The sequence below is a fragment of the Paraconexibacter sp. AEG42_29 genome (assembly GCF_040581415.1).
GTDB lineage: Bacteria > Actinomycetota > Thermoleophilia > Solirubrobacterales > Solirubrobacteraceae > Paraconexibacter.
In genome coordinates, this window is sequence record NZ_CP114014.1 from 3710603 (window position 1) to 3736329 (window position 25727).

Sequence of the window (25727 nt, forward strand, 5' to 3'; positions counted from 1 at the left end):
CAAGCGACCAAGGAGCCGGCCATGCCCATCCAACCCGCCACCACCGCGCTCGCCATCGTCGACGCGCAGAACGGCTTCCTCGATGGCCCGCACGGCGAGCTGCCCGCCCCCGGCGGCCTCGCGGCGATCCCGCGCATCGTCGGGCTGGCCGAGCACCTGATCCGGCGCGAGCGCGACGCCGGCCGCGGGCTCGTGGTCGCCGCATGCGGGGACGAGCACCGCGAGGACTGTCCCGAGTTCACGGGACCGGACGCGCCGTGGCCACGGCACTGCGTCGCCGGGACGGTGGGCGCGGAGCTCGAGGAGCGCATCGCGCCGCTGGTCACGGAGGACGCCGGCGGGCGCTGGTTCTTCGGCAAGGGCCGCACGAACGACGACATCGAGTACTCGATGACGCGCGGGCACGACGACGCCGGCCGCGGGATCGTCGACCGCGCGCGTGCGGCCGGCATCACGGCGTTCGTCGTGACCGGCTACGTGACGAACGTCTGCGTCCTGGCCACGGTCCTGGACCTGCGGGCCGCCGGCTTCGAGGTCCTCGTGTACACGCCGGGGGTCGTCGGCATCCCGGGCGGGGACGGACTGCCGACCCCGGACGAGGCGATCGCGCAGATGGCCGCCGCCGGTGCGGACATCGCCGACTCGGTGGCGGCGGTCGCATGACGTTCTCCTATCCCCACCCCCGGCCGGCCATGACCGTGGACCTCGTCGTCCGCCACGCCGGTCGCGTCCTGCTGATCCAGCGCGGCGGCGAGCCGTTCGCCGGCGCGTGGGCGTTCCCCGGCGGCTTCGTCGACGGCGACCGCTCCGGCGACGCCGCGAAGGAGACCGTCGAGGCGGCCGCCGTGCGCGAGCTGCTCGAGGAGACGCGCGTGACCGTCGCGGAAGACGACCTGCACCTCATCGGCGTCTTCAGCGCGCCCGGCCGCGATCCGCGCGGCTGGACGATCAGCGCCGCGTTCGCGGTCGAGCTGCACGAGGCGCCCTCGCCGCAGGCCAGCGACGACGCCCGCGCCGCCGAGCTGTTCGCCACGGACGCCGTCCCGGACCTCGCCTTCGACCACGCGGAGATCCTCGCGCGCGGCCTGGCCCTTCTGGATCGGCTGCCATGACCGCAGACGAGACCGCACACCCCGTCCCGCGCGACCTGCCCCGCCGCGCGCCCGCCGCCGATCCGCTGCTGCGGGTCGCGCTCGCGCAGCAGAACGCGGTCGTCGGGGACCCGGCCGCGAACGCCGCCGGCCTCGCGATGCTGATCCAGCGTGCCCAGGCCGCGGGCGCGCAGCTCGTCGTCGCGCCCGAGCTGGCCATCTCCGGCTACCCGCCGGAGGACCTGCTCCTGCACCATGACTTCGTGCGCGCCTGCCAGGACGAGTGCGCGCGCCTCGCCGCCGCGTACTCGAAGGGGATCGTGGCCATCGTCGGCTGCCCCTGGCACGACGCCCGCGACCGACTCGTGAACGCTGCCGTCGTCATGGCCGACGGCGCGATCCAGGGCGTGGTCGCCAAGACCCATCTGCCGAACTACGGCGTCTTCGACGAGCGGCGCTACTTCGCGGCCGGCGACGGCGGCGGGCTGCTGCGCCTCGGCCCCTGGAAAGTCGGCATCACGATCTGCGAGGACCTCTGGGTCCCGGCCGGCCCGGTCGCCGACTGCGCGCGGGGCGGCGCGCAGCTCGTGGTCAACCTGTCCGCGTCGCCGTACCACCACGGCAAGCTCGACGTCCGGGAGCGGCTCGTCGGCCAGCGCGCGGCGGACAGCGGCTGCGCGATCGCGTACACCGGCCTGGTCGGCGGCCAGGACGAGCTGGTCTTCGACGGGGGCTCGCTCGCGGTCGACCACCTCGGCGGGCTGATCGCCCGTGGCGATCACTGCGCCGAGGACCTCGTCGTCGTCGACTTCGACCTCGGTGCCGCGCGGGCCGCGCGGCACGTCGACATCCGCCTGCGCGACCTGCCCGCCGCGACGATCCCGACCGTGGCCACCCTCGAGCTGCAAGCGGTCGAGCGCGTGGGTCCGCCGGCGCCGCTGCGTCCCCGGCCGGATCGCCTCGAGGAGGTCTGGGGCGCGCTGCGGCTCGGGCTGCGCGACTACCTGCACAAGCAGGGCTTCGAGCGAGTGGTCCTGGGCATGTCGGGCGGCGTCGACTCCGCGCTGGTCGCCGATCTGGCCTGCGACGCGCTCGGCGCGGGCAACGTGCAGTGCATCGTCATGCCCGGCCCACACAGCAGCACGGCGACCCAGGACGACGCCCGGGCGCTGACGGAGGCGCTGGGCGCCCTGTGCGCGACGATCCCGATCGCACCGGTCTACGAGGCCGCGACGGACGCACTGGCCGGGGCCGGGCTGTTCGACACCGGTGTCTTCGACGTCGCGAACGAGAACACGCAGAGCCGCGCGCGGATGATCGTCCTGATGGCCTATAGCAACCGCCACGGCGCGATGCTGCTGTCGACCGGCAACAAGTCGGAGATGAGCACGGGCTACGCGACCTACGCCGGGGACATGACCGGCGGCTTCAACCCGCTGAAGGACGTCCCCAAGCTGCTGTGCTTCGACCTCGCGCACTGGCGCGCCGGCCTGGTCGACGGCCCGGGCGGGGCGGTCTACGAGCGGATCGCCACCCGGCCGCCCTCCGCCGAGCTGCGGCCCGACCAGCGCGACGACCAGTCGCTGCCGCCCTACGAGCGGCTGGACCCGATCCTGCGGGCGCTCGTCGAGGAGCGCCGCGGCGTCCGGGAGACCGTCGCGCTCGGCCACGACCCGCGGGAGGTCGCGCTCGCCGCCCGCCTGATCCGCGGCGCCGAGTTCAAGCGGCGGCAGGCGCCGACCGGGGTCAAGATCACGCCGGTCGCGTTCGGGCGGGACAGGCGCATGCCGATCGCGAACCGCTGGCTGCCGCCGGTCGATCCGCTGCCGGAGGAGTGACCGCCGCGAGCCCGTCCGCCGATCCGGCACGGGCCGGCGCGTTACGGTCAGTGGATGAGCATCGCCGAGCAGCCCGCCCTCTCTGCCGACCTGGCCACCGTCGGCCACTGGATCGCCGGCCGCGCCGAGGAGGACGCGACGCGGTTCGCGCCGGTCTATGACCCGGCCACCGGCGAGGTCGCCCGCCGGGTGGCGCTGGCGGAGGCTGCCGACGTCGACCGGGCCGTCGTCGCCGCCCGCACGGCGTTCGCGGACTGGTCGCAGGCCTCGCTCGCCAAGCGCAGCGGCGTCCTGTTCCGGTTCCGCGAGCTGCTCGCGGCGGGCGCCGACGAGGTCGCGCGGACCGTCACCGCCGAGCACGGCAAGACGCTGGACGACGCCCGCGGCGAGGTCCAGCGCGGCCTGGAGGTCGTCGAGTTCGCCTGCGGCATCGCGCACCTGATGAAGGGCGAGGCGTCCGAGCAGATCTCCACGCGCGTGGACTCCACGAGCTACCGCCAGCCGCTCGGCGTCGTTGCCGGCATCACGCCGTTCAACTTCCCGTCGATGGTCCCGATGTGGATGTTCCCGATCGCGATCGCCTGCGGGAACGCGTTCGTCCTGAAGCCGAGCGAGAAGGACCCGTCGGCGTCGCTGATCCTGGCCCGGCTGCTGGCCGAGGCCGGGCTGCCGGACGGCGTCTTCAGCGTGGTGCAGGGCGACAAGGTCGCGGTCGACGCGCTGCTGACCCATCCGGAGGTGGACGCGGTGTCGTTCGTCGGCTCCACCCCGATCGCGAAGCACGTCTACGAGACGGCGACCGCGCACGGCAAGCGCGCACAGGCGCTGGGCGGCGCGAAGAACCACGCGGTCGTCCTGCCGGACGCGAACCTCGACGTGGCGGCGGACGCGATCGCGTCTGCGGCGTTCGGCTCGGCCGGGCAGCGCTGCATGGCGATCAGCGCGGTGGTCACGGTCGGCGACGAGGCGGGCGACGCACTGTCCGCTGCGGTCGTCGAGCGGGCCCGGGCGCTGACCGTCGGGCCGGGGGCGGCGGACGGCAGCGAGATGGGCCCCGTCATCAGCCCCGAGGCGCGCGAGCGCGTCGCCGCCTACGCCGGCCGCGGCGCCGACGAAGGCGCGACGCTGGCGCTCGACGGCCGCGAGCTCGTCGTCGCCGGCCACGAGGGCGGGTTCTTCGTGGGGCCGACCGTCCTGGACCACGTCACCCCGGCGATGGACGTCTACAAGGACGAGGTCTTCGGACCGCTCCTCGTCATCCTGCGCGCTGCCTCCTTCGAGGACGCGCTGGCCCTCGTGAACGCGAACCCTTACGGCAACGGGGCGGCGATCTTCACCGCCGACGGCGGGGCCGCGCGCGAGTTCCGCTCGCGCGTGACCGCGGGCATGGTCGGCATCAACGTCCCGATCCCGGTGCCGATGGCGTACTTCTCCTTCGGCGGCTGGAAGAACTCGCTCTTCGGCGACCTGCACGTGCACGGCCGCGAAGGCGTCCTGTTCTACACGCGGGGCAAGGTCGTCACCGAGCGCTGGCCGGAGCGCGCGCACGGCGTCGACTACGGCTTCCCGACCCAGACCTGATCGGCGCTGCCATGGCCGCCACCGAACATCCCGTCTTCGCCCGCGTCTGGAACGCGCTCGCGCCGAAGGCCGTCCCCCGCAGCCACCGGCGCGAGCTGCTGGCCGGCGCGTCCGGGAGCGTCGTCGAGATCGGCGCCGGCACCGGGCTGAACTTCCCGTTCTACGGGCCGGGGGTGACGTCGGTCCTGGCCGTCGAGCCCGAGCCGTTCCTGCGCGACCGGCTGGGCGAGGCCGCCGCCGAGACGCCCGCGCCGGCCATCGAGGTCGTCGACGGGACGGCCGCCGCGATCCCCGCCCCCGACTCGTCGTTCGACGTCGCCGTCGTCTGCCTGGTGCTGTGCTCGGTCCCCGACCAGGGCGCCGCGCTGACCGAGATCCGCCGCGTCCTGCGGCCCGGCGGCGAGCTGCGGTTCTACGAGCACGTGATCGCCGACAGCACGGCGGGCGCCGGGCTGCAGCGGGTCCTGGACGGCACGCACGTCTGGCCGACGGTCGGGGCCGGCTGCCACCTGGCGCGGGACACCGGGGCGGCGATCCGGGCGGCCGGCTTCACCGTCGAGCGTTACCGGCGCCTGGTCTCCGGCCCCGGACCGGGCGACCGCGTCGGCCTCCCCCACATCCTGGGGACCGCGCGCGCCTGAGCGCCCGGTCACGGCGTCCGCAGGATCTTCTCCATCGCCTTGCCGCGCGCGAGCTCGTCGACGAGCTTGTCCAGGTAGCGGATCTCCTGCATCGTCGGCTCCTCGACGTCCTCGACGCGGACACCGCAGACCACGCCGGTGATCAGGCTCCGCGACGGGTTCATCCGCGGGGCCTGAGCGAACAGCGTCTCCATGTCCGTCCCGTCCGCGATCACGGTGGCCAGCCCGTCTTCGCTGTGGCCCGTGAGCCAGCGGACGATCTCGTCGACCTCCGCCTGCGTGCGGCCCTTCTTCTGGGCCTTGGCGACGTAGTGCGGGTAGACGCTGCCGAAGCTCGTCGTGTAGATCCGGTGCTTCTTCATGGTGTGGCGGAACTCTCCTCGGCCATGCGGACGACCAGCGACAGCGGCTCGGCGCCGATCAGCCGCTCGAACGGGCTGACCGTCACCCACAGGGCCTTCAGCGCCCACTGCGCGCGGCGGTCGGTCGGCTGCACGCGCGCCTCGCTGACGATCGCGCTGCGCCCGTCCGGCTCCTCCTGGACCCAGTTGGCGAACAGGACGCGGACCGTCCCCGATTCGTCCCACGTCAGGTACTGCTCGGCGTCGACGTCTGGGTAGTCGTCCCGTGTGGTCCAGATCCGGCCGCAGAGCCCGGACACCGACCAGCGCTCGCCCTCGTCGAGCACGGTGAAGGGGTGGGACGCGAGCAGGCCGCGGAAGCCGATGTCCGGCGGCGTCCCTGGGATCCGCCACTGGACGAGGCGCCCGAGGGTGCGGGTCTGGTCCATGCGCAGCGACGCCGCCGCGTCCCAGACGGCGTCCGGGTCGGCCCGCGCGACGCGCCGATGCCGGGTGCGGATCGACGGGTCCGGCAGCCAGCGGTCGAGCTCGGCCTGCTTCATGTCGCGGCGCCCTCGGCGGTCACCTGGTCGGTCGCCCGGCGCCGCGCGATCTCGGTCTTCAGCTGCTCGACGCCGCCGCGCTCCAGCCCCGCCAGCGGGGAGGTCCCCGAGAACTGCACGCGGCCCCGCCGGCGGACGACGAGCCGCAGCTCGCCCGCGAAGTGCTGCAGCGCCCCGGCGACGCTGTAGCCGCTCGCGGGCAGCGGGACGGGCAGGACATGGGCGTCCGACGGGCCTGCGGTCGCCTCGATCTCGACGCTGTACCGCGGCCCGCGCGCCCTGAGCGACCACGAGCCGTCGCGTGCGACCACGCGGGCCCGCGACAGGACCGGGTCGCCGAGGCGGATGAGCCGGTCCCCGAGCCGGACGGCGACCGCGCTGGCCGTCGTCGTCAGGCCGGCGACCGCGACGGTCCCGCCCGCGAACGCGACGCACGTATCCCCCTCGGGGAAGCACTGCGCCTGCCCCCACCACCACTGCTCCGGGAAGCCCTCGCGGCCCCAGTTCTTCTCCGCGTACACCCTGAAACCCGCGAGGTCGACGGCCTCGCCGCCCACCTGCGCGGTGCCGGACGCGCGCGCGCCGAGCACGTACGGGTGCCAGTGCTGGCTCAGGACCGGCGCCACCTGCCCGATGCCGAGGCCGCCGAGCGAGCGCCGGGACCACGGCCGGACGTCGTCGAGCCGCAGATCCAGGCGGGCGTCCGGGCCAAGGTCGACACGGACACCGCGTGCATCGGCGTCCAGGACGCCGTCACCGGCACGCACCCCGAGCGCCTGCGGATCGGCGAAGGCACTGTCCACGTCGGCGGCGGCCACCGTCCCGCCCGGGTGCGACGCCAGCGCGACGTTGGCCCAGGTCTTCCCGGCGCGTCCGCGGTGCACCCCGCAGAGCGCGACGATCACGCGGCCCGACGCGGGATCGCTCAGTCGCCAGAAGTACCCCTCCATCGCGACCCCGTGCGCGCGCAGGGGATCACCGAACGGCAGATCGGCCCCCGTGGCGCGGTAGCGGCTCAGCATCCCGCCCATCTTGCCCGACGCGCCGGGGAAACACACGGCCGGGGCGGGGTACGCTCGGCCGCGGGTGTGCCGGAGCCCGCCCGCCGTCACCATGTCCGGCCCGGGCCGTTCCCTCTCCGATGCCCCGCTCCGTCGCGATCGCGCTCGCCCTCTCCAGCCTGCTGGTCGGCCTGACCGCCTGCGCGGTCGCCGCCACCAGCACCGCGAAGAACGCCTACATGGGGCGCACCTGCCTGCCGCCGAAGGGGCACAAGGTGGCGGACTGCCGCGTGGGGCGCAACGGCGCCCCCGACCTCAGCCGGAAGGCCTTCCGTGCGCTGCACGACCAGGAGGTGACCATCACGAACCGGCTGCGCGGCCTGGCGCCGAACCCCGCGGCCGGCGGGGCGCGCGACTGGCCGCTGCTCGACTCGCTCGGCCAGCCGATGGGCCGGGTCAGCGCGAACGAGAACGGCTACATGACCCTGACCGACACGGCGGGCAGGACCTACGGCGTGGCGCAGGCCAACAGCCGCGGCCGGGGCTGCGCCGCCGATCCGCAGCAGGACCGCTCGCATTTCCTGATGCAGATCGTGGCGCTGAAGGCCCGCGCCTCGGGGACGCAGGCGTTCGTCGACCAGGCCGCGCTCGACCGGACCACCCCGTCGGGGAAGGCCGCCTTCGACGCCCTCGTCGGCCAGCGCGGCGGCGGGACCGGCTGCGGCCCGGCGCTGAAGGAGCGCAACGCGGTGCGGCAGCTGCGCAGCCCGAACGTCGGCAAGGCAGCCCACGCGCGCCTGGGCGACGGGACGCTGAACACGGTCACCGAGTACGACGCCAAGCCCGAGTTCGGCAACGTCCTGTACTTCTCCTCGAACACGACGGACGTGAGCGCGGGCGGCATCGCCCGCGGGATGGTCAAGGTCGGGACACCGGTCGTCACGCTCGACGCGTTCCCGTACTGCGACCCCAACAGCGACGGCACGCTGCTCTGGCGCTACGTCGCGATCCGCACCGGTGCGACGGCCGCCGGACATCGGAAACGCATGTACGGCTGGATCCCGGCGCGCTGCCCGGCACGACTGAAGGACGTCGCACCGCCGCGCTGACCGGCGCCGCGGCGCGATGTCGGTCAGCCCGGCGGGCTCTCCATGATCGCCGCGAACTGGACCTTCATCGCGGCCGCGACCGCGTTCGCGGCGGACAGCGGGCGCACCATCACCGTGAGCTCGGTGATCAGTCCGTCGTCCCCGGTCGTCAGGATGTCGACCCCGTGCACGTCCACGTCACCGACGCGGGCCTTGAACTCGAGGACGTGGACACCAGGACCTTCACCCCCCACCTCACGCTCGTAGCGGAAGTCCTCGAACACCCGCGAGACCCCGAGCAGGATCGCGCCGACCATCGCGCGGCCGTGGTAGGGCTTGAAGGCGACGGGGCTGCGGAAGACGACGTCCTCCGCCAGCAGGGCCGGGATGGCGTCGAAGTCCCAGGACTCGACGGCGGTCTTGAACGGATGGCTCATTGGGTGAACACGATCTTCCCGGCGGTCTCGCCGTCGAGCATGGCGCGGAAGCCCTCCTCCGCCTGGTCCAGCGGCAGCTCGCGGCCGATCTGCGGCCGGATGTCCTGCTGGGCGCAGAAGCTCAGCAGGTCCTGCAGCTCGTCGCGCGTGCCCATCGTCGAACCGATGACGCGCAGCTGCAGGAAGAAGATCCGCTGCAGCTCGGCGGCCTTGGGCTCACCGGTGGTGGTGCCGGAGATGACGATGACCCCGCCTGGCTTGAGCGCCTTGACCGAGTGGGACCAGGTGGCGCCGCCGACCGTCTCGAACACGCCGTCGACGCGCTCGGGCAGGCGGGCGCCGGACTCGAACACCGCGTCGGCCCCCTGTGCGGTCGCCAGGGCGCGCTTCTCCTCGCTGCGGCCGGTCGCCCAGACCCGCATGCCTGCGGCCCGGCCCAGCGCGATCAGCGCGGTCGCGACGCCGCCGGAGGCGCCCTGCACGAGCATCGTCTGGCCCGGGCGCAGGCCGGACTTCACGAACAGCATCCGGTAGGCGGTGAGCCACGCCGTTCCCATGCAGGCGGCCTCGCCGAAGCTCAGGGCCTCGGGCTTGGGCAGGACGTTGCGGGCGGGGACGATGACGCGCTCGGCGAACGTCCCCTGGTGGACCTCGGTGAGGATCGAGCGCTTCGGGTTCAGCGTCTCGTCGCCGGCCCAGTCCTCGGAGACGACCGCGTGCAGGACGACCTCGCTGCCGTCGTCGAGCGTTCCCGCACCGTCGCAGCCGAGGATCATCGGGAACGCCTCCGGCCGGATCCCGACGCCGCGGAGCGTGAAGAGGTCGTGCATGTTGAGCGTGGCCGCCTTGACGTTCACGGCGACCCACCCGTCCGGCACCTCGGGCTCGGGCCGGTCCCCGATCGTCAGCCCGGCGAGCGGGTCGTCGGGGTTCGGCGCAGCGGCATAGACGGCTTTCATGGCGTCGAGTCTATGCCGGGCGTCGCCGCCACGGCCGGTGCTCCGTCAGCTCGCGGGTCGCAGCACGCGGTCGACGAACGGGGCGAGCAGCCGGGCGACCGCGGCGGCGGTCTGCTCGGGGTCGGCGGTCGGCAGCGCGGCGTGGCTGATCGCAAGCCGGACCACCGTCTCGGCGAGCAGTTGCGTGTCGGGGGCGGGCGCCTGGGGCCAGCCTTCGTGCATGACGAGCGCCAGCCGCGTGGTCGCGATCCCGAGCACCGGCCCGCCGTCGGTGGTGACGAGGGCGAGCAGCCCGTCGCTGCCGTCACCGCCGGCGATGGCGCGGATGAGCGGTCGCTCGGCGGCCGCCTCCAGGAACAGGCGGAACGCGGCCTCCACCGCGGTGCGCGCGTCGCCCGAGTGCTCCAGCACGCAGTCCCGGACCGCGGTGACGAAGCGATCGGCCTCCCGCAGGACGTACTCCTGCGCGAACGCCTCGCGTGACCCGAACTCGTTGTAGACCGTCTGCCGGCTCACGCCGCCAGCCTTGGCGATGTCGGCCATCGAGATCGCCGACCAGGTGCGCTCGCGCAGCAGGTCGTCGGCGCCGTCGAGCACCCGCGTGCGCAGCAGCTCGCGGGTGGCCTCGGCGAACGACGGGCGTGAAGGTGCGGGCACGCGCGTCATGAGCTCGCCGCCTGGAAGTCGACCTTCTCGCGGACCGCGCAGTCGGGGCACGCCCAGTCGTCCGGGACCTCGCTCCACGCGGTCCCCGCGGGGAAGCCCTCGCGCGGCGCACCGGTCGCCTCGTCGTAGACGTACCCGCACCCCGGGCACTCGTACGCCGCCATCAGGCCGTCCCCCCGTACTGGCGCACGACCTTGGCCCGCCGGCGCGGCGAGATGTTCGCGCGGGTCACGTCGCCGTCGTAGTGGTCCAGCACGCGCTTGTCCATCACCCGGCGCCAGAGCGGGGTGAAGTAGGCCAGCGTGATCATCGTCCCGTAGCCGCTCGGCAGCTCCGGCGCCTCGTCGAAGTGCCGCAGCGCCTGGTAGCGCCGGACCGGGTTCGCGTGGTGATCGGAGTGCCGCTGCAGGTGGTACAGCAGCACGTTCGACGCGGTGTTGTTCGAGTTCCAGCTGTGCTCGGGACGACAGCGCTCGTAGCGGCCGTCGTCCTGCTTCTGGCGCACCAGGCCGTAGTGCTCCAGGTAGTTCACGACCTCCAGCAGCGAGAAGCCGAAGACCGCCTGCAGGAGCAGGTACGGCAGGACCTCGACCCCGAACGCGGCCACCAGCACCCCGAACAGGACGACGGTCATGAGCCAGGCGTTCAGGACGTCGTTCCTGATCGTGAACGTGCGGCTGCCGACCCGGTCCAGGCGGATCTTCTCGAGCTCCCACGCGGACTTCAGGCTGCCGCTGACCGTGCGCGGCAGGAAGGCGTAAAACGACTCGCCCAGGCGCGAGGACGCAGGGTCCTCCGGCGTCGCGACGCGGACGTGGTGCCCGCGGTTGTGCTCGATGAAGAAGTGGCCGTAGCCCGTCTGCGCGAGCGCGACCTTCGACGCCCAGCGCTCGCCGTTCTTGCGCTTGTGGCCGAGCTCGTGGGCGGTGTTGATCGCGATGCCGGCGACGGTCCCGACCGTGAACGCGAGGCCGAGGCTCTCGAGCGTCGACAGCTCGCCGCTGCCCCACATCCAGCACGCGAAGACCAGGCCCGCGTACTGCAGCGGGATGTACAGGTAGGTGCACCAGCGGTAGTACCGGTCGGCCTCCAGCTGCTTGACGACGTCCTCCGGCGGGTTGGCCTCGTCGCTGCCCACGAAGGTGTCCAGGAGCGGCAGGACGACGTACATGAACATCGGCCCGAACCACCAGAACACGCCGAGCCCGGTCGCCGCGACGAGGCCGAGGGCCAGGAAGGGCAGCGTCGGGACCAGCAGGCCGAGCAGCCACAGGTAGCGCTTGGGGTCGCGCCAGGTGATGCCGTCCTCGGTCGCCGGCTCCTGCGCCGGCCGCATCGTCGCTGCTTCCATCCTGCCCTCCCGATCGCCGTTGACAGGCGCAGGTCGTCGCGCCTGCCTGCTTTACAGCGAGCGTATCAGGTGTAAAGCGCGCCGGCGAAGGCGCCTAGCCCGGGCCGCGCGCGAACGCCGGCTTGCCCGAGCCCTCGCCGATGGCCCACTGCTGCAGGGCGGACTCGGTCCACACCTCGAGCTGCGGCTCGACAACCGTCGGGTCGTCCAGCGACCCCGCCTTGATGAACACGAGGTCCGGCATCGCCGACGAGACGCTGACGATGGGCGTGCCGCAGCTGCCGCAGAACTTGCGCTGGGTCGGCTGACCGTGGTCGGTCCCTGTGGTGATGAACTCGGCGAGCTCGCCGCCGGTGACGGTGAACGACGGCGCGGGCACGCCGACGACGGTCGAGAAGGCCGATGCCGTCTGGCGACGGCAGTCGGTGCAGTGGCAGTTGGCGACGAGCGCGGGCTCGGCGTCGGCCTGGTAGGTGATCTGGCCGCAGAGGCAGTGTCCGGTGAGCATGGGGGCGAGCCTCGCCGCTCCGGGCACCAGAAGCAAGTCGAGCTTGCGCGCGCGGGCGAGCGGCACGCTAGAGTGGGAATCCGACGCACCCCAACTCGTCATGGTTCGCCGTGGCGGGAGTGTCTATTCCCCAGGCACGCCACATCAATTAGGTCCTGGGACTCGTATTAATTGGGTGGGTGTGATCGGCAGGCGCTGAGCGGACAAGAGTCGTCCGCTCATCTTGCTTAACGGGTCAGGTGGCAGGCGGGGACCGCCACGACCCCGCCGCTTCGGCACGCTCGTCCCTCGCTTTGCCGGACGACGCTCTGGGGTCATGGCGCCCCCCACCAACGAGGGCCGTCAAGCGGCGATTCGCGAGCCGGGAGCTAGGAGGCGAGCGAGAGCTCGCGCCGGGCGGCGCCGAAGTCGGCGCTGATCTCGACCAGGACCTCGAGCATCGCCTCGCGGGCCGGTGAGCAGTAGGAGCCGCCGAGGGTCGCCGCGAGGATCCGGCGCACCGGCGGGCGGGCGCCGAGCGAGCGCACGACGACGTCGTCGCGCAGGTTGATCAGCGCGAGGTCGGGCACGAAGGCCAGGCCCATCCCCGCCGCGACGAAGCCCTGGATCGACGGGTAGTCGTTGGACGCGAACGCGATCCGCGGGTCGAAACCGGCCGTCTGGCAGGCGCGCAGGAAGATCGACGCGTCCGGGCAGCTCCCGGTCGAGCCGAGCATCCACTGCTCGTCGGTCAGGTCCTCCAGCCGCAGGGACCGGCGATGCGCCAGCGCGTGCGTCTCGGGCAGGATCACGTACATCGGGTCATCGAGCAGGTGGTGCTCCTCGATCGAGTCGCCGTAGATGCACGTCCCCGCGTCGGCCGCCGTCGCGATGATCAGGGCGATGTCGACCTCACCGGCCCGCAGCAGCGCGACGCCGTCGTCCGGCTCTGCGGGCTGCAGGGTGAGCTCGACGGCCGGGTGGCGGTCGCGGAACGCGGCGATGGCGCGCGGCATCACCGAGGCGCCGGCGCTCGGGAAGGCCGCGAGTCGCAGGCGCCCACCCCGCAGGCCGGCGATCGCCTCGAGCTCGGCCTCGGCATCCGCCAGGCGCGCGAGGATCGCGTCCGCGTGGCGGACGACCACCGCACCGGCGTCCGTGAGGCGGACCCCGCGGGCGCTGCGCTCGACGAGCTTGGTCCCCGCCTCCCGCTCCAGCGCCGCGATCTGCTGCGAGACCGCCGACTGGGTGTAGGCGAGCGCCTCGGCTGCGGCCGAGAACGACCCGCGCTGGGCAACTTCCCTTAGGACGCGCATACGGCGGACGTCGAGCATCAGCACATCTTATATGACATGCCGTCGAATGTCATTTGTACTGATGGCTCATGGAGAGGAACATTCCTGTCATGAGCCAAACACACACCGCCCCCGCCCCCCAGTCCGTCGCGATCCGCACCGCGACCCCCGACGACTCCGCCACGATCGTCCGCCTTGCGGCCCTCGACAGCAGCGCCGTGCCCGCCGGACCGCACCTGATCGGCACCGTCGACGGCGTCCCTGCCGCGGCGATCAGCCTGAGCACCGGCGCCGTCGTCGCCGATCCCTTCACGCCGACCGCTGCTCTCGTGGCCCTGCTCCGCATGCGCGCCGAGCACCTGCGCGGCCCCGCCCGGTCACCCGGTGGGCTGCGAGGCGCGGGGCGGATCGGCCTCAGCGTGCGCGGACGTCGCGCGCTCACCTGAGCCGTGCGGCTCGGCGGCCTCAGCCGGCCTTCGACAGCAGCGGATGCCCCTCGGCCGCGCCGGGGCCGGCGATCGCCTCGGACTGGCGCGGCGAGCTGACCAGCTCGCCGCAGGCCTGGCAGACCCGGTCGGCGTTGAGCTCTCCGCCGCATCCGCGGTGCGTGGAGATCGTCGGCCGGCCGCCGGGGCTGGGCGCGAACTCGTCGCCCCAGGACATCAGCGAGTGGATGACCGGCCAGAGCCCGAGGCCCTTCTCGGTCAGGAAGTACTCGAAGCGCGCGGGCCGGTCCTGGTACTGCCGGCGCTCCAGGACGTCGTGCTCGAGCAGGTGCTCGAGCCTCGCAGTCAGGACGTTCCTGGCGATGCCGAGGTCGCGCTGGATGTCCTCGAACCGCCGGATGCCGAGGAAGGTGTCCCGGATGATCAGCAGCGTCCAGCGCTCACCGACCACCTCGAGGGACCGGGCGATGGAGCAGGTCTGGTCCGTGTAGGTGCTCCCGAGCATCGACCTGCACTCTAGCGCAGGCAAGTTGCGTCATGCAACGCAAAGTCGTACAGTGCGTTTCGTCAAGCAACGTGCAAGCAGCGCACTGGGAGTCGGAATGGAACGTCGGTGGCAGGTCCTGTCGGTCGTCTGTGTCGGGGTGTTCGTCGCGAGCCTCGACCTGTTCATCGTGAACATCGCCTTCCCGGACATCCAGTCCGACTTCGAGGGCTCGAGCCTCGGCGCGGTGTCGTGGGTGCTCAGCGCCTACGCGATCGTGTTCGCCGCGCTGCTGGTGCCTGCGGGCCGCTGGGCCGACGCGATCGGCCGCAAGCGCGTCTACCTCTCCGGGCTGGCGCTCTTCACCTTCGCGAGTGCGCTCTGCGCGTTCGCCCCCGGGGTCGAGCTGCTGGTCGCGGCCCGTGTCCTGCAGGCAGCGGGCGCAGCCATGCTGATGCCGACGTCGCTGGCGCTTCTGCTCCCCGAGTTCCCGCCGGAGAAGCGCCCGGTGGCGATCGGGATCTGGGCGGCCGCCAGCGGTGTCGCGGCCGCCTCGGGTCCTCCGATCGGCGGGCTGCTGGTGCAGCTCAGCTGGCACTGGGTGTTCCTCGTGAACCTGCCGATCGGCATCGCGGCGATCATCGCCGGCAGCCGCATCCTGCGCGAGACCCGCGACCCCGCGGCCGTCCGACCCGACCTGATCGCCGCTGTGGCGCTGGCGCTCGGCGTCGCCACCCTCGTCGGCGGCATCGTCAAGGGCGAGGACTGGGGCTGGGCCAGCGGCCGGGTCATCGGCGCCTTCGCGGCGGCCGCCGCCCTGCTCGCGGTCGTGGTCCAGCGCTCGCGCACCCACCCGGTGCCGGTCATCGAGCCGGCGCTCGTCCGCGTCCGGACGTTCAGCCTCGCGATCCTGGGCGGCACGCTGTTCTTCGTCGCGTTCTCGGCGATGCTGCTGGGGACGGTGCTCTTCCTCACGAACGTCTGGGGCGAGGACACCCTGCGCGCCGGGCTGATGGTCGCCCCCGGGCCCGCGACGGCAGCCCTGTTCAGCGTCCCGGGCGCACGGCTCGGCGCCCGCTACGGGAACCGGCTGGTCGGCACGGTCGGCGCGGCGCTGATGGGGCTCGGCGCTGCCTGGTGGCTGCTGTTCCTGTCCGCGGACCACGCGTACGCGACGGACTTCCTGCCCGGGTTCATGATCGGCGGCGCCGGCGTCGGACTCGTCAACCCGTCCCTGACCGCGGCGGCGGCGGCGTCGCTGCCGGCGGCCCGCTTCGCGACCGGTGCGGCGCTCATCACGATGGGGCGCCAGCTCGGGTCGGCGGTCGGCGTCGCCCTGCTCGTGCCGGTGCTCGGGTCGAACCTGGACGCGGCCGCGTTCGACGGCGCGTGGATGCTGATGCTCGGGTTCGCGGCGGCGGCCGCGGTCAGCCTCTGGTCGATGGGGCGGCTGCCGGCACCCGCGGCCGGCCCGTCGTCCGCAGAGGCCGCCGCCGCGCCGGGCGGGCCCCCTGCGGTCGCGGCTGCTGAGGTGGTGGCATGACTCCCCCCGGCGCGGGCACGCGCACCTTCGATTGGCAGGATCCGACGCCGACGTGGCAGGCGACGGCGACGATGTCCGGCCTGCAGATCTGGCAGGCGATCGCCGCCGGCGAGCTTCCGGAGCCGCCGATCGGCGCACTCATGGGCCTGCGGGTCCCCGTCGTCGAGGAGGGCCGCGTGGTCTTCGCCGCCGACGCCGCACCGTGGATGCTGAACCCGATCGGCTCGATCCACGGCGGCGCGATCGCGACCCTGCTGGACTCGTGCGTGGGCTGTGCGATCCACACCACCCTCCCGGTCGGCGTCGGCTACACGACCCTCGAGCTGAAGATCAACTTCGTCCGCGGCGTGTCGGCCGACGACGGTGAGCTGCAGGCCGAGGGCAAGGTCATCCACCGCGGCGGGACGGTGGCGACGGCCGAGGGGCGCCTGGTCGCAGCGTCGGACGGCCGGCTACTGGCCCACGCGACGACGACCTGCCTGATCCTCAAGCCCCGCTGACGCGCGTCGCCCGTCGTCCGCCCCCACCCTCCCGGGAATCGAACGTCGGTTCCCCCGTCCCCACGCGCGGGGAAACCGACGTTCAGCGCCCGGCGCGTGAAGGCTAGGGTCGGGGCATGGTCAGCACTGCACCCTTCACCTGGCAGGACGGCGAGCGGACGTTGCGGTTCGGCCGTGGCGCGATCGCCGATGCGCCCGCGCTTCTCGGCGACGACTACGTGCTGCTGACGACGGACCGCGGCCGGGACGCGGCGCCGGCCGTCGTCAGCGGTGCCGCGCACGTGCTCGACGTCCGGCCGGGGCTCGTCGACGAGATCGCCGCCGAGCTGCTCGCCGACGGGCTGCCTGAAGGGGACGGGCTGCTCGTTGCGCTCGGCGGGGGCCGCGTCATCGACACCGCGAAGGCCCTGGCCGCGGCGACCGGGCGCCACGCCGGCGCGATCCCGACCACCCTCAGCGCGGCCGAGATGACGAAGGTCCACCGCCTGCCGGCCGGGGTCAGCGGCGTGTCCGGCGTGCGGCCGCGCGTGGTGATCAACGATCCGGCCCTCAGCGCCTCGCAGCCGGACGCCGAGCTCGCCGCCTCGGCCGCCAACTCGCTCGCCCACGCCGTCGAGGCGCCGGTGACGACGCTGGCCTCCCCCGTCCCGACGCTCGCCGCGCTGGAGGCCGTCCGCCTGACCGCCGCGGCCTACCGCACGGGGAGCGCCGATGACAGCTCCGGCGGCGATCAGGCCGCACACCTGTCATCGACACCCGGCGGAGCCCCGGTCGAGCCCGATCGCGATGCCCTCGCGCTGGCCGCGTTCCTGTCCGGCTACGGCATCGATGCCGCCTGGTACGGCCTCTCGCACGTCTGCTCCCAGACCCTGGTGCGCGTCGGCGGCGCCGCCCACGGTCCCGCGAACGCCGTCGTCCTGCCCCACACGATCGCGGCGCTCAGGCGCCGTTTCCCCGACGCCTTCGCCGGCCTCGACGACGCCTGCGGCGAGGCGGTCGACGCACTCGCCGCGCGGCTGGCCGCCCGCGCCGGCGCCGCCCGGATCCGCGACCTCGGCGTCGACGAGGAAGCGCTGGAGAAGTGCGCGGACGCCGCGGCCGGCCGCGCCGAGCTGCAGCACACCCCGCCCGCCGCCGACCGCGACGAGCTGCTCGCGATCTACCGCGCCGCGTGGTGACGCCGGGTCAGCGGCGACCGTAGCCCGCGACCTTCGTCAGCTGGTCGTTCATCACGCGCATCACCAGCTCGTACGGGAGCGCGAACTTGCGCTGGAAGAAGTAGCCCACCTGGATGTCGCGCGAGGTGAAGACCATGTAGCGCCCCTTCTCGAGGCCCTCGAGGATCGACCCTGCGACGCTGTCCGGCGACTCGGCGTGCGCCTGGAACCGCTGGACCATCTTGCGCATCTTCGGGTCGTCCTTGTCGACGCCCGCGATCTCGACGGTCCCCACCAGCGGCGTGTCGACCCCGCCCGGGCAGACCAGGTGCACGTCGATGCCGTGCCGGCGAAGGTCGAAGCGCAGGACCTCCGAGATGCCGCGCAGGCCGAACTTCGTCGCGCTGTACGCCGCGTGCCACGGCAGCCCGAACAGCCCTGCGGCGGACGAGACGTTGACCAGGTGACCACCGCGCCGGGCCTCGACCATCGGCGGGACGAAGCACTCGATCACGTGGATCGGCCCCATGAGGTTGATGTCGACCAGCCGCTGCCAGTGCTCGTGCTCGAGGTTCTCGACCGCACCCCAGATCGAGATCCCGGCGACGTTCATCACGACGTCCATGCTGCCGTGGGCGTCGTGGATCTCCGCCGCCATCGCCACGACCGCCGCGTGATCGGAGATGTCGACCGCCTTCACGTAGTCGACGGTGCCGCCGCTCGCGGTGATCTGCGCTGCCGTCTCCTCGAGGCCGGCGGCGTTGATGTCCGTCAGCAGGACGCGGCCGCCGCGGGCAGCGGTCGCGATCGCGGTGGCGCGGCCGATGCCGCTGGCGGCGCCGGTGATGAAGCAGCGCTTGTCGGTGACGGTGCGGGGGGCTGAGGGCATGACGACTGATCTCTCGGTGAACGGATGAATGGATGGACGAGCGGGCGGGCGGGCGGTGGGCTGCGCGGTCAGGAGGGGCGGTCGACGCACGGACGGTACGTGCGCGTCTCGGTCACGCGGCGGCCGGTGGCGGTCCGCGCCACGACGCGCACGGTGACCTTGCGGCTCGAGCGGCCGCGGAGGTCGATCACCGCGGTCATCCGGCCACCTTTCCGCGCGACACGGACCGCGCGTCCGTTCAGCGTCACGCGGGCGGACCGCAGCGCGCGGCCGGCCGGCTGCCGCAGCCGGATCGTGAACCGGCGCTTGCTGACGCACCGTGACGCCGCTGCGAGCGCCGCGTCCCCGGCCCCCTTGGCCGCGCTGTCCGGGAGCACGGGCAGCAGGAACCGCGACGGGGTGCTCCCGCCGAGCGCGACGGTGTTGATCGCCGGCGTACCCGGAAGCATGTAGCCCGAGATCCCGGTCAGGTAGACACGGATGCGGTGCCCGGCGGCGAAGCGGTTGCCGACCGGCCAGAACTCGACGTGGTACTCGCGGGTCTGCCCCGGAGTCGCCGGCTGCTTGCGGTCGTACACGCCGTACGGCTGGACCACCTCGCCGGCCGCGTCGATCAGCGACCGGGAGCGGTCGATGTCCGGGAAGGTCGTCCGCAGCCGACCGACGCCGACAGCGAAGGCGCGGCCGTCCGGGAAGACGTCCGCCACGATCGCGTGGATGACGGACTCGGGCGCGCTGCTGGCGAGGAACACGTTCAGCGAGGCCGGGCCCGCGACGTTGACCGCGGACGCGAGCGGCGGCCCCGTGAAGCTCAGCGCCCCCGGAGCGGCGAGCGCCAGGTCCGTCAACGGACCCTGGATCCCGAGCACCGAGCTGGTCTGAGGGTCGCTGGCCGTGGGCAGCGAAGCGATCGCCGCGTAGTTCTGCCGCGTCTGGGCGGCGGGCGGGTCCGCGGCGAGCGACCCCGCGTTGAGCGTGTTCGCGGCCGGTCCGCCGGCGCGGGCGGGGTCCAGGAACATGCGCTGCCACTTCGTGCCGGGGACAGGCCAGTCCTTGGCGGCGTAGCGCGTGAAGCGGCCGGCCCGCAGCTCGGGCTGGCTGCCGTTGCCGAGGTACAGCTGCACCGGCGGCTCGCGGTCGATGCCGTTCGCCTTGCCGAGCAGGTAGCGGTCGAACCAGCGCCGGTACTCGGGTTCGGCGCCCGCGGTGCCGGCCGGGTAGCCGTCGTGCGCGCCCATGACCAGCAGGTGCGTCCCGGGATGCGCGCGCCGGACCATCTGGAAGCTCTCGAAGGGACCGCGCGCCTCGGGGTCGTAGAAGCTCGTGCCGGCCAGGATCGGGAACCGGTTGGGGCCAGGCCGCTGGGTGTGACCGATCCAGTAGTCGTTGAGCGTGGGATTGCCCAGGATGTCGACGAACGTCCCCAGCAGCCCGACCCCGGACTGCACGGTCTGCAGCAGCCCGCCTTCGAGCGTCCGCTGTGGTCCGCTGCCGAGCAGCAGCCCGCCGACCGCGGCCCCCACCGCCGTCGCCGGGACGAAGTTCGTGACGCCACCCGGGTACAGGAGGTCGCGGTAGAGGTCAGAGGTCCCGGCCCCGAGCGAGGCCGCGTCGACGCAGTCCATCGGCAGGTGCAGCGAGTTGTAGACGGCGATCGCGCTGGCGGAGAAGCCGTAGAGACCCAGGTGCCCGTTGCTCCACGGCTGCCGGCACGCCCACGTGAGGAACTCGGAGACATCCCGCTGGTCGCGGGGGCCGACGGCACCCCAGACGCCCTCGCTGCGGCCGGTGCCGCGGGCGTGCACCTGGACGAGGTTGTACCCCTCGCCCCAGTCGGTCCCGCAGCACCCGGGTGCGTACGGGCTGAACTCGATGATGGTGGGACGGGGCCGCAGGTCACCCTCTCCGCTGACCGCGGCGTGCAGGCGCACGCCGTCCCCGGCGGTGAACGTCAGGTCCTGCTGCACCCGCGCCGCGCCCGCGACGGCGGGACCGGCAAGCATCGCTGCGAGGAGTACTCCGAACGCTGCCACCGATCTGCGAACACCCATGTTCGCAACGGTAACACGCAGGACGGCCCCGAGTCCAGGACCGACCTCCGCGGGCTCAGACGATGCGGTCGGCGATGCCCGGATACGCGACGACGAAGCCGGACCCGTCGTACTCGATGACCGCTTGGAAGTCGAACTCGGGCGCGTGGTAGTCGTAGCGCGAGCGGCCGTCCTCGTCGTCGATGCGCCGGTACGTCTGGTCCGCGCGCCGCGGCGCCTCGGCCGCGATCCGGACGTAGGCCGCCGGGGCGTCGAACTCGTCCCCCACCCCCGGGGACAGGCGCCTGACCGGGAACGCGTTGGTGAGCGCCGAGCACTCCAGGTCGAGGTCCAGGCAGCCCTTGAGCTGCGGCGCAGGGAGGCCGTCGACCCGCCAGCGGCCGTCGCCGTCGTAGTCGAGCGTCGTCATCCGCTCCTCGGGGTCGGCGTCGGCAAAAGTGGTGACGACGGCATGCCGCAGCTGCCACTGGGCGTCGAGGGCGATGTGGTACCGGACGGCCCAGCCGTGCCCGTCCTCGACGGCGACCGTCCGGCCGTCGATCAGGTAGCCGTGGCTGGAGCGGTGCAGGAAGGCGACCTCGATGCCCTCCCGCGAGGTGCCGTGCCGCCAGGCGACCTGGTGCGGCAGGGCGGCGGCGGTCATGACCCCTCCGGCCAGTCGATCTGCAGGAGCTCGCCGTCGCCCTCGTGCCGCGGGCCGAAGACGAGCAGCTCGAGCCCCTCGTCGCCGGCGTCGAAGCTGCGAGCGACGCCAGGGCTGACGCGGATCGCGTCGTGCTTCGCGAGGTCCCGGACCTCGCCGTCGAGCAGCATCCGGCCGCTCCCTGCGAGCACCACGTAGACCTCCTCCGCCTCGTGGTGGCGGTGCGCGAAGGGCACCTTCCGGCCCGGCTCGAGGGTCTCCAGCGCGAACCCGGTCCTCTCGCAGTCGAGCGCGTCGGCGGCGAACCGGGCGGAGAAGCCGTCGCCGAAGCCCTGCTTGGCTGCCGCGTCCTCGACGTCGGCGAGGTTCTTGTGCGTATAGCTGCTCATGCGGCCGAACCTACCCGACCGCACGACACCGGGAACCAGCCCCGGGGACTACTCCCAGGGCTTCTTGAGCAGCAGGATCGTGTTCAGGAAGAACACGACCGCGAAGGCGACGGTCCAGCGGTTCAGATTGCGCTCGACCAGCGAGCCGCCGCCAAGCGGACCGGCACCCGTACCCACGCCGAAGGCACCAGAGAGGCCGGCGTCCTTGCCCGAGTGCATGAGCACGAGGAAGATCAGGCCGACCGAGATCGCGACCTGCAGGACGGAGAGGATCGTTTCCACGACCGCAGATGGTAGCCGGTCAGGCGCGCGGTGCGTCCACTGCTTGCGCCGCGTCGGCGTCCGCGTCGACCTCGGCGGTCGCCGCGTCACCGGCCGGCGCAGCGCGCGCCGGCGCGGGTGGATCGTCGTCGTCGGCGCCGAGGTCGTCGAGCGCTCGCAGGATCTCGATCGCCTCGGCCCGCCTGGCGCGGTCCTGCGCCCGGAAGTCCTCGTCGCTCAGCTTGCCCGTGCGATGGTCGAGCTCGAGCTCGCGGATCTCACGGTACTTCGCCTCCTTCGCGGCGAGCAGGCCGTCGCGCTCGACGGCGACGCGGTCCTCCCCGCCGCCCGCACGGGCATTCCGGATCGGGGCGCTCACCACCCACACGACCAGCCCGAGCACAGCGATGACGATCAGCGGTTCCACGGCGAGGAGGCGGACCCTAGAGGACCCGCCGACGGTCAGGCGCGACCAAGCTCCTTCGCGACCCGGGCCGCGTACCGGCCACGCGCCCGCCGACGGACGCCGTCCGGGGCCGGCCACATGGCGATCAGGCCGCCGCCGAAGGTGATGAACGCACCGATCCAGATCCACATCACCAGCGGCGAGACGATCACGCGGAACGTCGCCGGAGGGGTGTTGTTCACGTAGCGCCGGATGACCTCCGCGAAGATCGCGCCGCGGACCTCGCCGAAGCGCGCCGGGTTCACGGTCCCGGCGGCCTTGACGGCCTCGTTCAGGCGCGTGTCCTGCTGCTCGATGTACGGGCGCAGCGCGCCGAGGTCGGGCTGGACGGCCATCCACACGTCCCGGCCGAGGCCCGCCTTCATGCCGACCTCGGACGTCGCCTCGCCGTCGAACGCGCTGCTGATCGGGACGGCGGGGGCGTTGACCGGGTAGTACCCGCGGTTCGGCCGCAGCGTCGCGACGCGCTCGCCGTCCTTGGTGACCCGCATCACCGCGCCGAACTCGATGCGCTCCAGGCGCCCGCCGTTGGTGACGATCTGCCCGGTCGCCTTCGCGTACGAGAACGTGTAGCCGTTGACCTTCGCCGTCTGCCCCGGGACCAGCTGGACGTCCTTGGCGTGCTGGAACGCCGAAGACGCGGCGACGCCGACGAGGATCGTCGCGAAGCCGACGTGGGCGATGTAGCCGCCGTAGCGCCGGCGGTTGCGCCGGATCATCGCGACGAACGCGACGGGGACGGAGCCGCCCGCCATGGCACGGCGGGCCCGCACCCCGCGGACGAACTCCTGGCCCACGGTGATGAAGACGAAGGCGCCGCAGAAGAACATCCCGAGGGCGTAGGGCCGGGTCTCGGCCGGGGTCAGGATGACGAGCGCCACCGCGATGGCCAGCGAGCCGAACAGCGGAGCGGTGAAGTTCCGGCGGGCGTTGACCGCGGTCGCACGCCGCCAGGCGATGACGGGACCGATGCCGCTGAGGAGAACGAGCAGCAGCGCCAGCGGGACGGTGTAGCGGTCGAACCACGGCGGTCCGACGGCGGACTTCGTGCCGGTGGCCGCCTCGGAGATCAGCGGGAAGAACGTCCCCCAGAACGTGACGAACGCAAGGCCGACCAGGACGAGGTTATTCGCGATGAACACCGACTCGCGCGAGAGCAGCGAGTCGAGCCGGTTCTCGGACCGCAGCGAGTCGCGGCGGGAGACGACGAGGCCGATCGACCCGGCGATCAGCACGGCGATGAAGATCACGAACGGCGTCCCCAGCGTCGACGCGCCGAAGGCGTGGATCGAGTCCAGGATGCCGCTGCGCACGAGGAACGTCCCCATGATCGCGAGCGTGCCGGTGGCCAGGATCAGCGACGCGTTCCAGACCTTCAGCATCCCGCGGCGTTCCTGGATCATCAACGAGTGCAGGAACGCGGTGCCGGTGAGCCAGGGCAGCAGCGAGGCGTTCTCGACCGGGTCCCAGGCCCAGTAGCCGCCCCAGCCGAGCTCGGAGTAGGACCAGCGCGCGCCGAGGACGATGCCGATCCCCAGGAAGAACCATGCGGCGAGCGCGAACCTGCGCGTGGCCGTGATCCACTCGGCGTCGACCCGGCGGACCAGCAGCGCCGCGACCGCAAAGGCGAACGGCACCGTGAAGAGCGTGTACCCCGAGTACAGCATCGGGGGGTGGATCATCATGCCCGGGTGCCGCAGCAGCGGGCTCAGGCCGGCGCCCTCGGTCGGGACCGTGGCCAGCGTCTGGAACGGCGACGCGGCGAAGACCAGCAGGCCGGCGAAGAACGCGGCGAAGACGGCGAGGACGGCGGTGGCGTACGGCGTCACGTCCCGCATGCGGTTGCGCGTGAGGTAGAGCACGAGGCTGGACCACAGCGACAGGAGCCACAGCCACAGCAGCAACGAGCCCTCCTGGGAGGACCAGGCAGCGGCGGCCTTGTAACCGGTGGGCGTCGTCGTCGACGAGTGTGAGACGACCGTGGCGAAGCTGAAGTCGGACCGCAGGAACGCGAGCTCGAGGATCGCGAAGGCGACGGTCGACAGCGCGGCGAGCGTGTAGACCGCGCGACGGGCGGAGGCGGCCCAGTCGCGGTTCTGCGAGCGACCGGCGTGGACGGCGGCGCCGATGCCGTAGAGCGCGACGCCGAACGCCAGGATCAGCGTGGCGCGGCCAAGCGTGGCGCTGTCCATCTAGGCCGGCGTGTCTTTGTTCTCGTACTTCGACGGGCACTTCGTGATCAGCGAGTCCTTCTCGCCCACGAAGGCGGTGCCCTGCTTGCGGACCGTGATGATGACCTCACGGCCGTTACGGAACGGGTCCGGAACCGGGCCGTCGTAGGTGACGGGGACGGCGCGGGCGCCGTCGCGGTCCCGGAGCATGAAGCGCTGCACCGAGCCCTGCTTCTTCCAGGCCGAGACCTTGCCGGTCACCTGGTAGGACTTGCCCGGAACCGCGCTGGCCGCGAGCTTGCTGGGGGTGACCGAGGGGTCACCGGCGCTGAAGCTCGTGTACATCAGGCCCCCCGCCAGGAAGATGGCGGCGGTGAGGGCGACGATCAGGCGTACGGTGCGCTTGCGGGCGGGGTCCATGGGCGTCGTGAAGTCTACGAGACCCGGCGGCCCTTTCGCGTCACCGGGCATCCGCGCGGTGGGCGGAGGCGGTCGGCGCGGGTCGCCCCAGGCGTCCGGCGGCATCAAGTTCGACGGGTGCGCTGCCGAACATCGGGGTGGAAACTTTCCCGGCGCTCAGGCGTCTAGGGGGACGAGGACCTCCTGATCATGCGACTCAGCCGAACCACCGACAACCGCCGCCCCACCGCCCGCCCGCGCGCGCGGCCCGCCGCCCTTCCGCAGGTTCCGCCGGGCCCGACCCCGCGGACCCGCGGCACCGATCCGCTTGCCGCCGAGCGCCGCCTGCGCAGCTCCGGCGGACCGGTCGACAACGCGACCTACGGCTGCGGCTGCGGGTACGTCTTCGAGGCGCCCGTGTCGACCGGCGTCACCTGCCCGCACTGCGGCACCGGCCAGGCCTGGTAGTCGCCCGCCCGGCAGTGGGCGGCAATTTGAACGGTCCCGTATCATTTGCGGTGCATGCTCGGCCAGGGGAACAAGCTCGTCGCTGTCTCGCTGATCGCTGTGATGGCGGTCGGCAGCGTCGTCATGTGGCTGGGCATCCCGTTCGGCTGGATCTACGTGGTCTCGCAGTCGGTCGAGTCCTCACAGCCGTCGATGGGCCCGTACGTCCTGCTGATCGTCGGCATCCCGGTCTCGATGATGCTCGTCGGCCGGCTGCTGGGCAGCCTCAACCGCTACTACGGGCGCGTCACCCACACCACTCCCGAGGTCCGCGTGAACCTGCCGTGGCACCGGTCGCTGCGCGAGAGCCGCGACTCGAGCCACCCGCGGACCGTGCTCGACGTCGTCATGGTCATCAGCGTCGGCGCCGCCCTGACCTGCTTCGGCGCGTGGTTCTTCCTGCTCGCCGGCTCGCCGCTGCCGTCCTGACGCGGGACGGGTGGACCGCCGCACGGGAGGTACCGCGCGGGCGGCTGGGGCGC

General features: G+C 72.8%; 31 protein-coding genes. 12 read left to right on the forward strand and 19 right to left on the reverse strand.

The window, feature by feature from the left end; genetic code table 11:
- Positions 1-21: 21 nt before the first annotated feature.
- The 5 genes from DSM112329_RS18025 to DSM112329_RS18045 are packed head-to-tail and all read left to right on the forward strand — an operon-like array spanning position 22 to position 5151.
- A complete protein-coding gene (locus DSM112329_RS18025) occupies positions 22-663 on the forward strand; it encodes an isochorismatase family protein (RefSeq protein ID WP_354697940.1) in 642 nt (213 codons plus the stop codon).
- Positions 660-1112 (forward strand): NUDIX hydrolase, encoded by a 453-nt coding sequence (locus DSM112329_RS18030; RefSeq protein WP_354697941.1) that lies wholly within the window; start codon positions 660-662, stop codon positions 1110-1112. The genes DSM112329_RS18025 and DSM112329_RS18030 overlap by 4 nt, the downstream gene beginning before the upstream one ends.
- On the forward strand, positions 1109-2929 hold the full coding sequence (locus DSM112329_RS18035; protein ID WP_354697942.1) for an NAD+ synthase: 1821 nt from the start codon (positions 1109-1111) through the stop codon (positions 2927-2929). Before DSM112329_RS18030 ends, DSM112329_RS18035 begins: the two co-directional genes overlap by 4 nt.
- Before the next feature lie 54 nt (positions 2930-2983).
- Positions 2984-4510 (forward strand): CoA-acylating methylmalonate-semialdehyde dehydrogenase, encoded by a 1527-nt coding sequence (locus tag DSM112329_RS18040; RefSeq protein ID WP_354697943.1) that lies wholly within the window; start codon positions 2984-2986, stop codon positions 4508-4510.
- A gap of 11 nt (positions 4511-4521) precedes the next feature.
- A complete protein-coding gene (locus DSM112329_RS18045; protein ID WP_354697944.1) occupies positions 4522-5151 on the forward strand; it encodes a methyltransferase domain-containing protein in 630 nt (209 codons plus the stop codon).
- An 8-nt stretch (positions 5152-5159) separates the two neighbouring features.
- On the opposite strand, the gene DSM112329_RS18050 is transcribed toward DSM112329_RS18045, so the two are convergent.
- The 3 genes from DSM112329_RS18050 to DSM112329_RS18060 are packed head-to-tail and all read right to left on the reverse strand — an operon-like array spanning position 5160 to position 7086.
- A complete protein-coding gene (locus tag DSM112329_RS18050; RefSeq protein WP_354697945.1) occupies positions 5160-5513 on the reverse strand; it encodes a DUF2200 domain-containing protein in 354 nt (117 codons plus the stop codon).
- Complete coding sequence (locus DSM112329_RS18055) at positions 5510-6055, reverse strand: hypothetical protein (protein WP_354697946.1); 546 nt, start codon at positions 6053-6055, stop codon at positions 5510-5512. Before DSM112329_RS18055 ends, DSM112329_RS18050 begins: the two co-directional genes overlap by 4 nt.
- Positions 6052-7086 (reverse strand): tocopherol cyclase family protein, encoded by a 1035-nt coding sequence (locus DSM112329_RS18060; RefSeq protein WP_354702495.1) that lies wholly within the window; start codon positions 7084-7086, stop codon positions 6052-6054. The genes DSM112329_RS18055 and DSM112329_RS18060 overlap by 4 nt, the downstream gene beginning before the upstream one ends.
- Positions 7087-7196: 110 nt before the next feature.
- Between DSM112329_RS18060 and DSM112329_RS18065 the strand changes: the two genes are divergently transcribed.
- Positions 7197-8165, forward strand: a complete 969-nt coding sequence (locus DSM112329_RS18065; RefSeq protein WP_354697947.1) for a hypothetical protein — start codon at positions 7197-7199, stop codon at positions 8163-8165.
- Between the two features lie 23 nt (positions 8166-8188).
- On the opposite strand, the gene DSM112329_RS18070 is transcribed toward DSM112329_RS18065, so the two are convergent.
- The 7 genes from DSM112329_RS18070 to DSM112329_RS18100 all read right to left on the reverse strand — a co-directional run bounded on the left by DSM112329_RS18070 (position 8189) and on the right by DSM112329_RS18100 (position 13378).
- Positions 8189-8581 (reverse strand): nuclear transport factor 2 family protein, encoded by a 393-nt coding sequence (locus tag DSM112329_RS18070; RefSeq protein WP_354697948.1) that lies wholly within the window; start codon positions 8579-8581, stop codon positions 8189-8191.
- A complete protein-coding gene (locus DSM112329_RS18075) occupies positions 8578-9540 on the reverse strand; it encodes a zinc-binding dehydrogenase (protein ID WP_354697949.1) in 963 nt (320 codons plus the stop codon). Before DSM112329_RS18075 ends, DSM112329_RS18070 begins: the two co-directional genes overlap by 4 nt.
- A 45-nt stretch (positions 9541-9585) precedes the next feature.
- On the reverse strand, positions 9586-10197 hold the full coding sequence (locus DSM112329_RS18080) for a TetR family transcriptional regulator (RefSeq protein WP_354697950.1): 612 nt from the start codon (positions 10195-10197) through the stop codon (positions 9586-9588).
- Between the two features lie 5 nt (positions 10198-10202).
- Entirely contained in the window at positions 10203-10370 is a 168-nt protein-coding gene (locus DSM112329_RS18085) for a rubredoxin (RefSeq protein ID WP_354697951.1), read from the reverse strand.
- Positions 10370-11557 carry an alkane 1-monooxygenase gene (locus DSM112329_RS18090; protein WP_354697952.1) on the reverse strand — a complete coding sequence of 396 codons (1188 nt, stop codon included), beginning with the start codon at positions 11555-11557 and terminating at the stop codon, positions 10370-10372. Before DSM112329_RS18090 ends, DSM112329_RS18085 begins: the two co-directional genes overlap by 1 nt.
- Positions 11558-11651: 94 nt before the next feature.
- Entirely contained in the window at positions 11652-12065 is a 414-nt protein-coding gene (locus DSM112329_RS18095) for a GFA family protein (RefSeq protein ID WP_354697953.1), read from the reverse strand.
- Between the two features lie 368 nt (positions 12066-12433).
- A complete protein-coding gene (locus DSM112329_RS18100) occupies positions 12434-13378 on the reverse strand; it encodes a LysR substrate-binding domain-containing protein (RefSeq protein ID WP_354697954.1) in 945 nt (314 codons plus the stop codon).
- 71 nt (positions 13379-13449) lie between these two features.
- Here DSM112329_RS18100 and DSM112329_RS18105 point away from each other — a divergent pair, with 71 nt between their 5' ends.
- Positions 13450-13785 (forward strand): hypothetical protein, encoded by a 336-nt coding sequence (locus DSM112329_RS18105; protein WP_354697955.1) that lies wholly within the window; start codon positions 13450-13452, stop codon positions 13783-13785.
- A 19-nt stretch (positions 13786-13804) separates the two neighbouring features.
- On the opposite strand, the gene DSM112329_RS18110 is transcribed toward DSM112329_RS18105, so the two are convergent.
- Complete coding sequence (locus DSM112329_RS18110; protein WP_354697956.1) at positions 13805-14290, reverse strand: helix-turn-helix domain-containing protein; 486 nt, start codon at positions 14288-14290, stop codon at positions 13805-13807.
- Between the two features lie 97 nt (positions 14291-14387).
- Here DSM112329_RS18110 and DSM112329_RS18115 point away from each other — a divergent pair, with 97 nt between their 5' ends.
- From DSM112329_RS18115 to DSM112329_RS18125, 3 genes are all read left to right on the forward strand, one after another.
- Positions 14388-15812, forward strand: a complete 1425-nt coding sequence (locus DSM112329_RS18115; protein ID WP_354697957.1) for an MFS transporter — start codon at positions 14388-14390, stop codon at positions 15810-15812.
- On the forward strand, positions 15809-16312 hold the full coding sequence (locus tag DSM112329_RS18120; RefSeq protein ID WP_354697958.1) for a PaaI family thioesterase: 504 nt from the start codon (positions 15809-15811) through the stop codon (positions 16310-16312). The genes DSM112329_RS18115 and DSM112329_RS18120 overlap by 4 nt, the downstream gene beginning before the upstream one ends.
- A gap of 116 nt (positions 16313-16428) precedes the next feature.
- Positions 16429-17490: an iron-containing alcohol dehydrogenase gene (locus DSM112329_RS18125; protein ID WP_354697959.1), complete on the forward strand. Its 1062-nt coding sequence runs from the start codon at positions 16429-16431 to the stop codon at positions 17488-17490.
- Between the two features lie 7 nt (positions 17491-17497).
- Here the strand turns inward: DSM112329_RS18125 and DSM112329_RS18130 are convergent, their stop codons facing one another.
- The 8 genes from DSM112329_RS18130 to DSM112329_RS18165 all read right to left on the reverse strand — a co-directional run bounded on the left by DSM112329_RS18130 (position 17498) and on the right by DSM112329_RS18165 (position 24759).
- Positions 17498-18358 (reverse strand): SDR family oxidoreductase, encoded by an 861-nt coding sequence (locus DSM112329_RS18130; protein ID WP_354697960.1) that lies wholly within the window; start codon positions 18356-18358, stop codon positions 17498-17500.
- A gap of 68 nt (positions 18359-18426) precedes the next feature.
- Complete coding sequence (locus tag DSM112329_RS18135; RefSeq protein ID WP_354697961.1) at positions 18427-20361, reverse strand: CocE/NonD family hydrolase; 1935 nt, start codon at positions 20359-20361, stop codon at positions 18427-18429.
- Positions 20362-20464: 103 nt separating this feature from the next.
- Complete coding sequence (locus DSM112329_RS18140; RefSeq protein ID WP_354697962.1) at positions 20465-21052, reverse strand: putative glycolipid-binding domain-containing protein; 588 nt, start codon at positions 21050-21052, stop codon at positions 20465-20467.
- Positions 21049-21441: a cupin domain-containing protein gene (locus DSM112329_RS18145; RefSeq protein ID WP_354697963.1), complete on the reverse strand. Its 393-nt coding sequence runs from the start codon at positions 21439-21441 to the stop codon at positions 21049-21051. Before DSM112329_RS18145 ends, DSM112329_RS18140 begins: the two co-directional genes overlap by 4 nt.
- 48 nt (positions 21442-21489) lie before the next feature.
- Positions 21490-21723: a preprotein translocase subunit SecG gene (secG, locus tag DSM112329_RS18150; RefSeq protein ID WP_354697964.1), complete on the reverse strand. Its 234-nt coding sequence runs from the start codon at positions 21721-21723 to the stop codon at positions 21490-21492.
- Between the two features lie 19 nt (positions 21724-21742).
- Positions 21743-22129 (reverse strand): hypothetical protein, encoded by a 387-nt coding sequence (locus DSM112329_RS18155; protein WP_354697965.1) that lies wholly within the window; start codon positions 22127-22129, stop codon positions 21743-21745.
- A 35-nt stretch (positions 22130-22164) separates the two neighbouring features.
- The gene (locus tag DSM112329_RS18160; protein ID WP_354697966.1) at positions 22165-24360 is read right to left on the reverse strand and encodes a cytochrome c-type biogenesis CcmF C-terminal domain-containing protein; all 2196 of its coding nucleotides are present in this window, start codon (positions 24358-24360) and stop codon (positions 22165-22167) included.
- On the reverse strand, positions 24361-24759 hold the full coding sequence (locus DSM112329_RS18165; RefSeq protein ID WP_354697967.1) for a cytochrome c maturation protein CcmE: 399 nt from the start codon (positions 24757-24759) through the stop codon (positions 24361-24363).
- Between the two features lie 189 nt (positions 24760-24948).
- Between DSM112329_RS18165 and DSM112329_RS18170 the strand changes: the two genes are divergently transcribed.
- Together DSM112329_RS18170 and DSM112329_RS18175 are read left to right on the forward strand one after the other, a co-directional pair.
- Positions 24949-25206 carry a hypothetical protein gene (locus DSM112329_RS18170; RefSeq protein WP_354697968.1) on the forward strand — a complete coding sequence of 86 codons (258 nt, stop codon included), beginning with the start codon at positions 24949-24951 and terminating at the stop codon, positions 25204-25206.
- A 54-nt stretch (positions 25207-25260) separates the two neighbouring features.
- Entirely contained in the window at positions 25261-25674 is a 414-nt protein-coding gene (locus tag DSM112329_RS18175; protein ID WP_354697969.1) for a hypothetical protein, read from the forward strand.
- The last annotated feature ends 53 nt before the right edge of the window (positions 25675-25727 follow it).

What these genes read in the sequence shown, in the direction of transcription:
- DSM112329_RS18025 (WP_354697940.1), top strand. Translation starts at nt 22, where the DNA reads ATGCCCATCCAACCCGCCACCACCGCGCTCGCCATCGTCGACGCGCAG.
- DSM112329_RS18030 (WP_354697941.1), top strand. Translation starts at nt 660, where the DNA reads ATGACGTTCTCCTATCCCCACCCCCGGCCGGCCATGACCGTGGACCTC.
- DSM112329_RS18035 (WP_354697942.1), top strand. Translation starts at nt 1,109, where the DNA reads ATGACCGCAGACGAGACCGCACACCCCGTCCCGCGCGACCTGCCCCGC.
- DSM112329_RS18040 (WP_354697943.1), top strand. Translation starts at nt 2,984, where the DNA reads ATGAGCATCGCCGAGCAGCCCGCCCTCTCTGCCGACCTGGCCACCGTC.
- DSM112329_RS18045 (WP_354697944.1), top strand. Translation starts at nt 4,522, where the DNA reads ATGGCCGCCACCGAACATCCCGTCTTCGCCCGCGTCTGGAACGCGCTC.
- DSM112329_RS18050 (WP_354697945.1), bottom strand. Translation starts at nt 5,513, where the DNA reads ATGAAGAAGCACCGGATCTACACGACGAGCTTCGGCAGCGTCTACCCG.
- DSM112329_RS18055 (WP_354697946.1), bottom strand. Translation starts at nt 6,055, where the DNA reads ATGAAGCAGGCCGAGCTCGACCGCTGGCTGCCGGACCCGTCGATCCGC.
- DSM112329_RS18060 (WP_354702495.1), bottom strand. Translation starts at nt 7,086, where the DNA reads ATGGGCGGGATGCTGAGCCGCTACCGCGCCACGGGGGCCGATCTGCCG.
- DSM112329_RS18065 (WP_354697947.1), top strand. Translation starts at nt 7,197, where the DNA reads ATGCCCCGCTCCGTCGCGATCGCGCTCGCCCTCTCCAGCCTGCTGGTC.
- DSM112329_RS18070 (WP_354697948.1), bottom strand. Translation starts at nt 8,581, where the DNA reads ATGAGCCATCCGTTCAAGACCGCCGTCGAGTCCTGGGACTTCGACGCC.
- DSM112329_RS18075 (WP_354697949.1), bottom strand. Translation starts at nt 9,540, where the DNA reads ATGAAAGCCGTCTATGCCGCTGCGCCGAACCCCGACGACCCGCTCGCC.
- DSM112329_RS18085 (WP_354697951.1), bottom strand. Translation starts at nt 10,370, where the DNA reads ATGGCGGCGTACGAGTGCCCGGGGTGCGGGTACGTCTACGACGAGGCG.
- DSM112329_RS18090 (WP_354697952.1), bottom strand. Translation starts at nt 11,557, where the DNA reads ATGGAAGCAGCGACGATGCGGCCGGCGCAGGAGCCGGCGACCGAGGAC.
- DSM112329_RS18095 (WP_354697953.1), bottom strand. Translation starts at nt 12,065, where the DNA reads ATGCTCACCGGACACTGCCTCTGCGGCCAGATCACCTACCAGGCCGAC.
- DSM112329_RS18100 (WP_354697954.1), bottom strand. Translation starts at nt 13,378, where the DNA reads ATGCTCGACGTCCGCCGTATGCGCGTCCTAAGGGAAGTTGCCCAGCGC.
- DSM112329_RS18105 (WP_354697955.1), top strand. Translation starts at nt 13,450, where the DNA reads ATGAGCCAAACACACACCGCCCCCGCCCCCCAGTCCGTCGCGATCCGC.
- DSM112329_RS18110 (WP_354697956.1), bottom strand. Translation starts at nt 14,290, where the DNA reads ATGCTCGGGAGCACCTACACGGACCAGACCTGCTCCATCGCCCGGTCC.
- DSM112329_RS18115 (WP_354697957.1), top strand. Translation starts at nt 14,388, where the DNA reads ATGGAACGTCGGTGGCAGGTCCTGTCGGTCGTCTGTGTCGGGGTGTTC.
- DSM112329_RS18120 (WP_354697958.1), top strand. Translation starts at nt 15,809, where the DNA reads ATGACTCCCCCCGGCGCGGGCACGCGCACCTTCGATTGGCAGGATCCG.
- DSM112329_RS18125 (WP_354697959.1), top strand. Translation starts at nt 16,429, where the DNA reads ATGGTCAGCACTGCACCCTTCACCTGGCAGGACGGCGAGCGGACGTTG.
- DSM112329_RS18130 (WP_354697960.1), bottom strand. Translation starts at nt 18,358, where the DNA reads ATGCCCTCAGCCCCCCGCACCGTCACCGACAAGCGCTGCTTCATCACC.
- DSM112329_RS18135 (WP_354697961.1), bottom strand. Translation starts at nt 20,361, where the DNA reads ATGCTTGCCGGTCCCGCCGTCGCGGGCGCGGCGCGGGTGCAGCAGGAC.
- DSM112329_RS18140 (WP_354697962.1), bottom strand. Translation starts at nt 21,052, where the DNA reads ATGACCGCCGCCGCCCTGCCGCACCAGGTCGCCTGGCGGCACGGCACC.
- DSM112329_RS18145 (WP_354697963.1), bottom strand. Translation starts at nt 21,441, where the DNA reads ATGAGCAGCTATACGCACAAGAACCTCGCCGACGTCGAGGACGCGGCA.
- DSM112329_RS18160 (WP_354697966.1), bottom strand. Translation starts at nt 24,360, where the DNA reads ATGGACAGCGCCACGCTTGGCCGCGCCACGCTGATCCTGGCGTTCGGC.
- DSM112329_RS18165 (WP_354697967.1), bottom strand. Translation starts at nt 24,759, where the DNA reads ATGGACCCCGCCCGCAAGCGCACCGTACGCCTGATCGTCGCCCTCACC.
- DSM112329_RS18170 (WP_354697968.1), top strand. Translation starts at nt 24,949, where the DNA reads ATGCGACTCAGCCGAACCACCGACAACCGCCGCCCCACCGCCCGCCCG.
- DSM112329_RS18175 (WP_354697969.1), top strand. Translation starts at nt 25,261, where the DNA reads ATGCTCGGCCAGGGGAACAAGCTCGTCGCTGTCTCGCTGATCGCTGTG.